Consider the following 11,150-nt stretch of genomic DNA (forward strand, 5'->3'; position numbering starts at 1 on the left):
TCCTTGTCCGCCCCGAGGGGGACGCCAGTGGTCAGATCTGGTCGGGCGGCTGCGTCGTGGGCGCGACGACGGACGGCTCGTCCGAATCGGCGGCCATCGGCTTCCCCGCCGCGGCCCAAGCGGTCGTGCCACCGGTGACGTTGACGGCCTTGATGCCCTGCTCCGCGAGGAACTCGGCCGCCTTCTGGGAGCGGACACCCGACCGGCAGATGATGTGGACGGGACCGTCGGCGTCCGACACCTCGGCCACGCGCGCACGCAGCTCGCCCAGCGGCACCGAGACGGCGCCGGTCGCGCGTCCGGCGGCGTACTCGTTGGGCTCACGGACGTCCAGGAGGACGACGTCGTCAGCGAGGTCCGCGACCTCGACCTGCGGAATACCGTTCTGATCAGCCATGCGTTCAGGGTGACACGTGTGCCGTCGGGAGTCGAGGGTTCGCGAGACGAACCGTACGGTGCCGATCACCAGCAGCAGGAAGCTGGCCGAGAGGACGAGCCACTGGCCGGCGGTGAAGAGCGGGGCCAACTCCGCGAGCACCGGCGTCCGAGCCGGATGGCGTGCCATCACCGTCGCGGCGCAGATGTTCTCGGCGTAGTCCCACAAGGACGTGTCGGGGGCGGCGTGGCGAGCCGTGTAGAACGCCCCTGCCTCCGCCTGGGCGGGCAACACCAGCGCGGTGAACAGCGCGAAGAGCGCGAGTGCCACCACGGCCATCCAGCCGCGCACTCCCCGCGCCAGGCGTTCGGCCACCCGTTCCACCACGTTCATCGCACCCCGTTCCCTTCGTCGAGGAGATCCCGTGCGTTCAGGAGCGACGGGTGGCGACGTGGATGACGGGCACCACTTCGGCTTCCATGACGGAAGGCTACGCGCCCCGGTCGCGCGGCCGCTCCTCGACAGCGACCCCAGCACTCGGCGGCGGTCCACGCCTGGGTTACACTGGCCCGACTGTCGTCGACGTGAGGAAAGAGTGATGGACCGTACCAGCCGCTGACCCGCGCTGATTGAGCCCTCCGGCCTTCAGCGCACCCCTGCTGCTGAACGGAGCGTCCATGTCCTCACACATCCTGCTGTCCCACGTCGGCCTGACCTGGCCCGACGGCCGCACCCAGTTCACTGACGTCACCCTCGCGATCCCGCCCGGGCGCACAGGCGTCGTCGGCGACAACGGCGCCGGCAAGGCCACCCTCGCGCGCCTCGTGCTGGGCGAGGTCGAGCCGACGTCCGGGGTCGTCACGGTGGTCGGCGAGGTGGGCCACCTGCCCCAGACCGTCACCACCACCCCGGGCGCGACGCTGGCCGACCTCCTGGGCGTCCGCACTGTCATGGACGCCCTCGCCGCAGTGGAGTCGGGTGACGCCGATCCGGCCCACTTCGATGCCATCGGTGAGGACTGGGACATCCACGAGCGGACGGCCGCGCTGCTGGCCGAGGTCGGCCTGGACGGGATCGGGCTGGAGCGTCCCCTCGCCGCGATGTCGGGCGGCGAGGTGGTGCTCGCGGCGCTGGTCGGGCTACGTCTGGCCAGGATGCCGGTCGTCGTGCTCGACGAGCCGACCAACAACCTTGACCGGCAGACGCGTGAGCGGCTGTTCGGGCTTGTCGACCGCTGGCCCGGCACCCTGCTGGTGATCTCGCACGACCCCGCCCTGCTGCGGCGCATGGACGCCATCGCCGAGGTCCGCGACGGGGACGTCCGTGTGTACGGGGGTGGTTACGATTCCTGGCGCGAGCAGGTCGAGGCCGAGCAGGACGTCGCGCGCCGGGCCGTGCGGGACGCCACCTCGCAGCTGCGGAGCCAGAAGCGCCAGGCGGTCGAGGCCGAGGCCCGGGCCGCCCGGCGCGAGCGGCTCGGCCGGACCCTGAGGGCGTCCGGGAACATGACCAAAGGCGCCCAGGACTTCTACCGCAACCGCGCCGAGAAGAACACCGGCCGACTCAAGGTCGAGGCGTCCGGTCGCGTCTCGGACGCCCGCGCCGCCCTTGACGCCGCCGAGGCGCGGCTGCGGGACGACGATGGGATCCGGATCGACCTGCCCGACGTCGGGGTGGGGACGGGGCGGCGGTTGGCGTCCTTCTCGAGCGACGGCGTGACGCATGTGATCGCCGGCCCCGAGCGGGTCGGCCTGGTCGGGGCGAACGGTGTGGGCAAGACCCGGCTGCTCGCGGCCTTGTTGGCCGGGGGGTCGGCGGGCGGCATCGACGCACTGCTGGCGACCGAGCGCGTCGGCCACCTCCCCCAGCGCCTGGACCTGGACCCTGCCGTCGCGGCCCTCGACTGGGTGGCGGCCGGGGCGCCGGCGGTGCCCGCCGCGGAGGTGCGCCAACGGCTGGCACGGTTCAACCTGCGCGGTGACGACGTGTTCCGACCGTTGGGGACCCTGTCGGGTGGGGAACGTTTCCGGGTGGCGCTGGCCCGGCTGCTGCTGGCCGACCCTCCGCCGCAGCTGCTGGTGCTCGACGAGCCGACCAACAACCTCGACCTGACCACGGTCGGCGTGCTCGTGGACGCCTTGCGCGCCTATCGCGGCGGGGTGCTCGTCGTGAGCCACGACGACGACGTGCTCGCGAGACTGGGGGTCACCCGGGTGCTGCGCCTGAGCGCAGATGGGCTCACTGAGGTGCTGTGATGCGGGAGGGTGGACCAGGGCAAGGTCACACCGCGAGGCGGAGGGGGTGGACCACTGTCCACGAGACCCGGGGCGTTCGGCTGCCATGATGGTCGGCATGGCCGATGTGGCACGGGGTCGGGGGGGCATCCCCCACACGAAGCGACGAACATGGTGGTCACGGGTGTGGACGCCCTTCTGGGCGATGCCCGCAGCCATCGCGCTGATCGCGCTCGCGGTCGGAATCGTCCTGCCGGAGGCGGATCGATGGCTCCGCGAACATGCGGTGTGGGTTTTTCCCGGTGGCCCCGACGCGGCCCGTGACGTCCTCACCACCATCGCAGCGGCGATGATTTCGACCACCGGGGTGGTGTTTTCGATCACCATGGTGGTTCTGCAGTTGGCGAGCAGTCAGTTCACCCCGCGTGTGCTCGGAGGATTCCTCGGCAGCCGGGTGGTGCAGGCCACATTCGGGGTCTTCATCGGCACGTTCGTGTTCTCGGTGACGGTGCTGCGTTCGGTGCTGGACCGGACCGACACCGCTCCGGGCTTCGTGCCACGTGTATCGGTGTCGTTCTCCTTCGCGCTGGCCATGGCCTGCGTCGCGTTCCTGCTGGCGTTCATCCGGCACATCACCGAGATGATCCAGGTCAACCGCGTCACCTCACGCGTGGGGGCCGAGACGATGGCTCTGGTGGAGCAGGTGTTCCCCGACGAGGAAGAGCCTTCGGGCGTCCCGACCTGGTCTCCCCGCGCGGGCGCGCCCCACCACGAGGTGCTCCTGGATGACCGCCATGGACACGTGGATGAGATCGACCTGGACGCCCTCCTCAGGGTCGCCGAGCAGGCCCAGGGCGTGTTCGTGCTGGACACCTCGCTGGGAGACTTCCTCACGCGCGGCCAGCGCATCGGCGTCCTGTGGGAAGGCAGGGTCGACGAGGACATGGTCCGCGGGGTGAATGCCGCGCTGGAGCTCACCCATCAGCGTTCGCTGCGCCAGGACATCACCTTCGGATTCCGGCAGCTCGTCGACATCGGGGAACGGGCCCTCTCGCCCGGCGTCAACGACCCCACCACCGCATCCCAGGTGATTGACGAAATGCATCACATCCTGCGTGAGGTGGTGCAACGCCCCGCACCCAACTCCTGCCTCACCGCCGAAGACGGTTCGGTGCGACTCGTGGTCCCCCGCCTGTCCGCAACTGACCTGGTCCTGCTCGCGGTCGAGGAACTGGCACACTACGGTGCCGACTCGATCCAGATCCCGCGCCGTCTGGACGCGCTGCTGGCTGACCTGCACTCATGTGCCCTGCCCCAGTACCGCGCCACCATCGACCGCATCCACCGAGAGCTGGTGCCACCCATTCCGACTCGCAGGTAACGCCTGTCCGGATCTGGGGCCCTACCCTTCGCCACTAACGGCTCGATCCTCAACGCCTGGTCGAGCGCCGCGCGTTCCTCGGCCGTCAGGCGTACGGCGATCCCCTGCGTCGGCTTCGCCCCGCGCCGTTGCCGCCCGTGGGTCGCTCTGGGAGCACGACGATGGGAGCACGACGAGATTGCTTCTCGGGAGACCCACTGCGGCATGATCGAAAGTTCGTTGCGGTCGGCGCCCAGGCGCTCCACGCTGGGTTTTGGACCGTCGACGATTGCGCACTGGGCACGTCGATCGGTCAGGATGGTCCGGAGGCGCCGAGCACGATGGAGTGCAGCGGGGAGCGGTGGACTCAATGAGAGCTGGCATTGTTCGGGTCGCGACAGCAGCGCTGGCGCTACTGGTGGCCCTGGTGGGTCTGCACACGCTCGTCCGGATCGTCCGGCACTTCGTGAAGTTTCCGGTTCCGGAGGTTCTCGCTGATCTGATCGACAATCCGTTGCGACGTCGCATCCAACCACCCGACCTCCTGACGCAGCGGCACGGCGTCCGCGCCGGCATGACGGTTCTGGACGTCGGGCCGGGCAACGGACGGTACACCGTCGCCGCGGCACGCGCGGTCGGGCCGTCCGGCCGAGTCCACGCGATCGACCTCGAACCCCGGATGATCGACCGCGTGCGTCAGCGGGCCGCCAAGGACGGCGTCACCAACGTCGAGGGCCGGGTGGCGGACGTGTACGCGTTGCCCTATCCCGACGACTTCTTCGACGTGGTGTACCTCATCACCGTGACCGGTGAGATCCCGCAGCCGGTCCGCATGCTCACCGAATGCCGGCGGGTCCTGAAACCGGCAGGCACTCTGGGGATCAGCGAACTCCTCAGCGACCCCGACTACCCGCTCCGCCGCACGGTCACCGCCTGGGCCAGAGCTGCCGGCTTTCGCCCGGCGGCCAGCCATGGCACCTTTCTCTCCTACACGCTGACCTTCAAGCCCCGATCCAACCGGCCCTGTCCGGGATTGCCAGCGAAAGTCCCGCTCACGCACAACGCCTCACGCTGATGACCGGATGTAAAGATGAGCTTGACAACCCCGCTCAGCGTCAAGGTAGCCTTGACGCGTGGAGATCCGCGGTTCTGCGCGCAAGCACGGGATCACGGACGCCGACATCGACCACGCGTGGCGCAATGCCATCCGGCTCGTCGAGTACGAGTACGCCGGGCAGGAGCGTCTCCTCGTGATCGGCGTTGACCGTCAAGGTCGGCTGTTGGAGTTGGTGGCAGTGCCTGCCGCACAACCGACCCGGATCATCCATGCAGATCTCCTGCGACCGAAGTTCTACGACTACTTGAGGTGAGGTGAACACGATGACGATCAAGACGCGCAACAACGCCAACGGACTGGACCAGGTCGACCCGACGACCCATCCGGCACGTGACGCCGCCCACTTCCGACGGGTCATCGCCGCCCGCAAGGCCATAGCCGATGCCGAGCAGGAACTCCGTGATGCCGTGAAGGCCGCCCGGGACGCCGGCGACTCCTGGACGGTCATCGGCGCCGCTCTCGACACCACCCGCCAAGCCGCCTTCCAGCGATTCGGCCGCGACTGACAGCGCCGCCAGCGGCAGAAGCGGGTGTCTGTTGCGCCAGGTGTCAGCGTTTCTGCGATGACGGCGATGGCCAGCGTGAGCGCTCGTCGCCTGCGCGGGTGGCAGGCAGCCGTGGCTGCAGGCGGGTTATGGTCGCAGGTACGCCCCGATCGAACTGGGCGGGCGTGGGCGGTGACGCGCGAAGCAGGCACAACGGCAAAAGGGCCCGGCGTGTGATAGCCGGGCCCTTCCAGATTGGGTCAGATGACGGTGATGTTCGCCGCCTGCAGACCCTTGGGGCCCTGCTGGGACTCGTAGGAGACCTTGTCGCCCTCGTTCAGCGAGCGAAACCCGCCGGAGTTGATCGCCGAGAAATGGGCGAAGACGTCGGCGGAGCCATCATCAGGGCTGATGAAGCCGAAGCCCTTGTCGCCGTTGAACCACTTGACGGTACCGGTAGCCATATTGTTTCTCCTCAGTGTGGAAAGCGGAGCATCCGCGGTCGCGGACGCTCGGGTGATGGAGCTGCAAAAGGGACGCTTCCCGACAGGACTACCAACGCCAGAGACCCGGCGCTCGAACCAACGTGCAAACGAACAACTAGAACACCAACCAACCCAAGTACGTTACCAACTGGAGTCACCGGATGCGAATCGCCCGCCACCAGCCGCGCCCCCGAACTGGACAACCGCGGCAGTGCTCATCAGGTGCGGTGCGGCGCCGTAGAGGGTTTGCAGGTCTACGGGCGCACACGGGCGCACCTGCAATTCCGGCCGCAGGGAGCTTGCCCCGCCCCGTCATAATCGTGCCTCAAACACCGCCACCGGCCGCGCAGCGCCTCGGAAGCGCGCCACACCGCATGGCCACTCCGCCCTCCCACAGCCCGTGTGTCCGCCCCCCGGGGGGGTTGACGCCGTCAATCAACCCCACCGATCCCGCCGTGCAGGACGCGGTTGATCTCCCGGTTGCCGCCGCGGGACAGGCGGTGGCGGACGTGGTCGCCGGAGGAGGCGTCGATCGGGGCGGTGCCGGTCCAGGACGCGAAGTGGGCCTTGGTCGGGAAGCGGGTGATCTGGCCGACAGCGACGAGGAGGCGGGCGGCGCCGGAGGGCCCGATGCCGTGCAGGTCGATCAGGCCGGTGCCGGTCTGGGCGACCAACGCCTTGAGTTCTTTGTCGGCGTCCTTGGTGCGGGCGTAGATCTACTCGAGGTCGGCGGCGTACTCGACCGCGACCCGCTTGAGCGCCTGCCCCACCATGGCCATCGTCCAGCTCCGCACCCGGACCACCCTGAGACGCGGCTACTACGACCGCAAACGAACCAGCGGGAAGACCGCTCTGGAAGCGCTCCGCTGCCTGAAACGGCGCCTGTCCGATGTCGTCTACCGCACCATGCTGGCCGACTACACCACCAGTGTCGGGGGCGGGTTCGGGAGGACACCGGGGCGCGTCTACTGGCTCCAGCGCGGCCGGCTCACAGCCCCACACCGACACTTCGAAGAAGTCACTTCCCGAACCCGCTACCACCGATGCTACGACCCGACTCCCCAGAGCGTCATGAACCCGCCCTTGACATAGAGGGGGGAGCCAAAGGAGTGCGTTCACGGACCGCCTATTCCCATAGCTGAGAATGCTATAGTTCTGGCATGGGTGGTCGGGAGGTCCTGCGCGACGTGATGACTGAGAGCAAGGTGTCTCAGTCAGAGTTGTCGCGGATGAGTGGGGTGCGGCAGCCGAGTATCAGTCAGTTCTTGTCGGGCCGGATCGAGATGAGCGACGAGATGCTGGATCGGCTGCTGTCGTGCTTGGGGTATCGGCTTGAGGTGGTGCGTCGCCCGGTTCGGGTGGAGTTGGACCGGTCGCACCTGCGGAGTTGGCGCCTGCACCGCCAGTTGGCCACTCATCTGGACACCGGCGCGTTGGACGACTGGGTGCCGACGATCCGGCGGAACGTGGAGCGGTTGCGGCACCGCGTTCAGGGTGAACCTCATGTGTCGAACCTGGGCCGGTGGGAGGTGTTGGTGGAGCAGCGCGACGTTCCCGGGCTCCGCCGTGTGATGACCGGCCTCGACACCGCCTCGGTGCAGATGCGGGAGGTGTCACCGTTGGGTGGATTGTTGCCACAGTCGGAGCGGTCGAAGGTGCTGGCGGTGGTCGCCGGTGAGGCGTGACCAGTTGGAGCATGCGATCCGGACGGCGTGTCAGATCATCGGGCACCCGGCGGTGATTATCGTGGGGTCCCAGGCGATCCTGGGCAGCTTCGGTGAGGATGAACTGCCTGCCGAGGCGACCATGTCGGTGGAGGTCGACGTGCTGCCGATCGCCGACAACAACACGGTGACCGCCGAGTTGGCGGACCTGATCGAGGGTGTCGCCGGGGAGTGGTCACCGTTTGAGGAGCAGCCCGGGTTCAGCATCGATGGCGTCGACCTCGACACGACGGTACTGCCGGCCGGGTGGCGTGACCGGTTGGTGCGGGTCCAGAACAAGAACACGGCGGCGCCGTCGGGGCGGCCGCAGTTCATCGGCTGGTGTCTGGACCCGGAAGACCTGTGCGTGGCGAAGTTGTGCGCCCACCGGGAGAAGGACCTCAACTTCGTGCGTGCCCTCCACGCGGCAGGATTGGTGACCGCCACCGTGATCGCGGACCGTCTGGGTCAGGTGGACGCCCGACACCAGCAGGCGGCAACGGTCGCCCTCCGCTGGATCGCGTCCCTACCCGCAACAGTCCGTACCACCAGCCCCGACAAGCCGGCTCCCGGCATGGATGCCGCGGGTCCATCGTGGGAGCGGGTCACGGGTCGGATCGACGGCTCAGCGCAGGAACGTCGGACACCGCCACGGTCGCAGCCACCGCCTGGGCCATACCTGGGTCGCTGAGCACGAGGAACACCTGGTGGGCCTTCCCATCCGGTGCCGTCGAGCGCTGTCAGGTGCCGGAGGCCATGTAGGCGGCGAGGATGTAGTTCGGGTGCCGGTCCAGGTTCTTGCGGGCCCGGTCGTAGCGCATCGTCGTTCGCGGGTCAGCGTGACGGGCCGCGATCTGCACGTCGCGCAGATCGACGCCGGCGTCCAACATGGTGGTCACGAAGGTGTGCCTCAGCATGTGGGGGTGCATTCTGGGTAGCCGCACGCCAGCCTGGGTGGCAAGCTGTTTCAACCGGCGGGTCGCGGCGTGCAGGTCCATCCGGCTCCCCCGGATGGTGCGCAGGATCGGACCGTCGGCGCGTCCGCCGACCGCTCGTTCGATCGCCCGTTGCACCGCCGGTGGGAGTGGGGTGAGGACGACCTTGCCGCCCTTGCCCCGGATCTTCAGCACCCGGTGTCCGTGCTCCTCGCCGAGGTCGGTGATGTTGGCGCCGCAGGCTTCGAAAATCCGCAATCCGAGCAGGCCGAGCATGGTGACCAGGGCGAAGTCGTTGGTGTTCGCCGAGGTGCGGGCCGCGCTGAGCAGTGCCTCGAACTGCAGGTGCGACAAGCCGAGCGTGGGTGACTCGGGTGGCACGTTCGGGCGTCGTACGTAGTCCGCGGGCGACTGTGGGAGGTCTTGGTCGATGACGCAGGTGCGGTAGAAGCCGACCACCACCGACACGCGTCGGCTGACCGTGGACGGTTGGAAGTGGCGGACTTCCTGCATCCAGCGGACGTACAACTGGATCTGGGCACGGCTCGCCTTCAAAGGCTCGACGCCGCGTTCCCGGCACCACACCAGGAAGACGCGCAGGTCCGACTCAGTGTGGACACGGGTCTGGCCCCGATACCGGGCCAAATAGGCAGCGACCGCCTTCACCAAAGGATCGGTGGCAGCGTCGATGAGGACAGGGAACAGGACAGGCTCGAGACTGGTCATACACGATGCTGCGGCCCGATCTGACGGCCACGCCAGAGACACGAATGCCCACCGACCCGCGGCAGATCCGGTCGGGTTCGAACTTGGATGGATGACCCCGGTCCGTTGGCGGAGGGGCGCCCACGACATGCCACACGGGGCCGGATCAGTTGGATCGGTCTCGGCCGATCACATGTCCCGGTATCGCCGGGCCTCGTCGAGAGCGGTCCGCAGCGCTGGCGCCTTGGCGGGCCGGGCAGACCAGTCGGGGTAGGTGGTACCCGGCTCGGCGTAGGGCATCACGTAGGCGGTGGTGTCGCGCTGGTACCGCCATCCCTCGCCGAGCGGCCCAACGTCGAGAGCGTCGTAGCCGATGGCATCCAGGAACTGCGCAACGGCCTGCTTGGCTCCGTCATCGTCGCCCGCGATCGGGAGTGTCGATCGTTCCGGATCCCCCACGGGGCGCGGGAGCGCGGCGAGGTGATGCACGTAGATGTTGTTGAAGCACTTGACCACGCGGGCCTCGGCCAGGTGCGCCTGCAGTAGTTCGCTGGTCGTCGTGGTCTCTGCATCGAGCTCGGCGATGTTTCCGTCCCGGTCGGGGTAGTAGTTGTTGGTGTCGATCACGACCTTTCCCCGCAGCGGCTTCACCGGTACCTGTCGGTAGTTGCCAAGCGGCACGGTCACGACCGCGATGTCCGCTGCCTCTGCTGCATCCGCGGCGGTTGCTGCTCGCGCACGAGGACCGAGCGAGTCGACAAGGTCACCCAGCGTCTCCGGTCCACGGCTGTTACTGAGCACGACGTCATACCCGGCGGCCACCGCCAACCTCGCCACGGTGCTGCCGATGTTGCCACTGCCGATGAATCCAATCGCTGTCATGCCTTCCTCAAGCGAGGACGCGGCCGGGGTATTCCACAACGACCGACGGCACGATCGCGACCGCGCGACGCGCGGCAGTTGAGGATGTTCCTCGTCGCGCGGGCCACAACCCTTGAGGTGTACAACTCAGAAGTTGTAGACTAGCCATGTGTGGGACGTGGAGGTCGGACTCGTCGAAGAGTGGCTGCTCGCGTTGTCCGAGGACGACTACGACCTGATCGTCGCCGCACTGGAAGTACTGCAAGACGAGGGACCGATGTTGGGGCGGCCGTTGGTCGACACCATCAAGGGCTCGCGTCACAAGAACATGAAGGAGTTACGGCCCGGGTCCGGGGGCAGATCAGAGATCCGGATCTTGTTCGCGTTCGACCCGAAACGCCGGGCGATCCTATTGGTCGCCGGCGACAAGAGCCGCGACTGGAACCGTTGGTACAAGCGGCACGTCCCGATCGCCGACCAACGGTTCGACGACCACCTCACCACCCTGAGAAGGAGGGCTTGACATGACCAACCTGGACCAGCTGAAGCAGCGCCGTCCCGCTCGCCGCAAGGTGGTCGACGCCCACAAGGACCGCATGCTCGCCGAGACCCGCGCCTGGCGGCTCAGGGAACTCCGCGAGCAGTTCGACCTCACCCAGGTCGAACTCGCCGCCGAGCTCGACGTCAGCCAGAACCGCGTGTCCCGGATCGAACGCGGCGACCTCGACAAAACCCAGGTTGACACCCTGCGCCGCTATGTCGAGGCACTCGGCGGCAAACTCCGTCTTGAAGTCCAGGTCGGCGACGACACCTTCCAGATCGCTTAACGGCACCATCATCCGCTGCCGCGCCGACTCTTCAGCGGCCTTCACCCGCCCGCGGAGCGGCA

14 protein-coding genes are annotated in these 11,150 nt (G+C 68.0%); 9 read left to right on the forward strand and 5 right to left on the reverse strand.

Annotation, left to right across the window (positions count from 1 at the left end; genetic code table 11):
- Positions 1-31: 31 nt before the first annotated feature.
- Positions 32-769, reverse strand: coding sequence for a rhodanese-like domain-containing protein (locus tag AC5YDV_RS12580; protein ID WP_496183951.1), 738 nt, complete (start codon positions 767-769; stop codon positions 32-34).
- Positions 770-1,053: 284 nt separating this feature from the next.
- Here AC5YDV_RS12580 and AC5YDV_RS12585 point away from each other — a divergent pair, with 284 nt between their 5' ends.
- The 5 genes from AC5YDV_RS12585 (at position 1,054) to AC5YDV_RS12605 (ending at position 5,593) form a co-directional block, all read left to right on the forward strand.
- Positions 1,054-2,631: an ATP-binding cassette domain-containing protein gene (locus AC5YDV_RS12585; protein WP_496183950.1), complete on the forward strand. Its 1,578-nt coding sequence runs from the start codon at positions 1,054-1,056 to the stop codon at positions 2,629-2,631.
- A gap of 97 nt (positions 2,632-2,728) precedes the next feature.
- Positions 2,729-3,991 (forward strand): DUF2254 domain-containing protein, encoded by a 1,263-nt coding sequence (locus tag AC5YDV_RS12590; protein WP_496183949.1) that lies wholly within the window; start codon positions 2,729-2,731, stop codon positions 3,989-3,991.
- A gap of 349 nt (positions 3,992-4,340) precedes the next feature.
- Complete coding sequence (locus AC5YDV_RS12595; RefSeq protein ID WP_496185162.1) at positions 4,341-5,045, forward strand: class I SAM-dependent methyltransferase; 705 nt, start codon at positions 4,341-4,343, stop codon at positions 5,043-5,045.
- A 58-nt stretch (positions 5,046-5,103) separates the two neighbouring features.
- Positions 5,104-5,340: a hypothetical protein gene (locus AC5YDV_RS12600; RefSeq protein ID WP_496185161.1), complete on the forward strand. Its 237-nt coding sequence runs from the start codon at positions 5,104-5,106 to the stop codon at positions 5,338-5,340.
- A 10-nt stretch (positions 5,341-5,350) separates the two neighbouring features.
- A complete protein-coding gene (locus tag AC5YDV_RS12605) occupies positions 5,351-5,593 on the forward strand; it encodes a hypothetical protein (RefSeq protein ID WP_496185160.1) in 243 nt (80 codons plus the stop codon).
- A gap of 239 nt (positions 5,594-5,832) precedes the next feature.
- On the opposite strand, the gene AC5YDV_RS12610 is transcribed toward AC5YDV_RS12605, so the two are convergent.
- Complete coding sequence (locus tag AC5YDV_RS12610; RefSeq protein WP_496185159.1) at positions 5,833-6,036, reverse strand: cold-shock protein; 204 nt, start codon at positions 6,034-6,036, stop codon at positions 5,833-5,835.
- Positions 6,037-6,488: 452 nt separating this feature from the next.
- Positions 6,489-6,731, reverse strand: coding sequence for an IS110 family transposase (locus tag AC5YDV_RS12615; RefSeq protein ID WP_496185158.1), 243 nt, complete (start codon positions 6,729-6,731; stop codon positions 6,489-6,491).
- 516 nt (positions 6,732-7,247) lie between these two features.
- Here AC5YDV_RS12615 and AC5YDV_RS12620 point away from each other — a divergent pair.
- Together AC5YDV_RS12620 and AC5YDV_RS12625 are read left to right on the forward strand one after the other, a co-directional pair.
- Positions 7,248-7,742 (forward strand): helix-turn-helix domain-containing protein, encoded by a 495-nt coding sequence (locus AC5YDV_RS12620; RefSeq protein WP_496192501.1) that lies wholly within the window; start codon positions 7,248-7,250, stop codon positions 7,740-7,742.
- A gap of 4 nt (positions 7,743-7,746) precedes the next feature.
- On the forward strand, positions 7,747-8,451 hold the full coding sequence (locus AC5YDV_RS12625) for a DUF6036 family nucleotidyltransferase (protein ID WP_496185155.1): 705 nt from the start codon (positions 7,747-7,749) through the stop codon (positions 8,449-8,451).
- 49 nt (positions 8,452-8,500) lie between these two features.
- On the opposite strand, the gene AC5YDV_RS12630 is transcribed toward AC5YDV_RS12625, so the two are convergent.
- Together AC5YDV_RS12630 and AC5YDV_RS12635 are read right to left on the reverse strand one after the other, a co-directional pair.
- The gene (locus AC5YDV_RS12630) at positions 8,501-9,421 is read right to left on the reverse strand and encodes a tyrosine-type recombinase/integrase (RefSeq protein WP_496185154.1); all 921 of its coding nucleotides are present in this window, start codon (positions 9,419-9,421) and stop codon (positions 8,501-8,503) included.
- 168 nt (positions 9,422-9,589) lie between these two features.
- On the reverse strand, positions 9,590-10,360 hold the full coding sequence (locus AC5YDV_RS12635) for an NADPH-dependent F420 reductase (RefSeq protein WP_496185163.1): 771 nt from the start codon (positions 10,358-10,360) through the stop codon (positions 9,590-9,592).
- 70 nt (positions 10,361-10,430) lie between these two features.
- Between AC5YDV_RS12635 and AC5YDV_RS12640 the strand changes: the two genes are divergently transcribed.
- Entirely contained in the window at positions 10,431-10,784 is a 354-nt protein-coding gene (locus AC5YDV_RS12640) for a type II toxin-antitoxin system RelE/ParE family toxin (protein ID WP_496184835.1), read from the forward strand.
- 1 nt (position 10,785) lies between these two features.
- On the forward strand, positions 10,786-11,088 hold the full coding sequence (locus AC5YDV_RS12645) for a helix-turn-helix domain-containing protein (RefSeq protein ID WP_496192500.1): 303 nt from the start codon (positions 10,786-10,788) through the stop codon (positions 11,086-11,088).
- Positions 11,089-11,150 lie beyond the last annotated feature (62 nt).

This window comes from Propioniciclava sp. LT432, assembly GCF_059515965.1.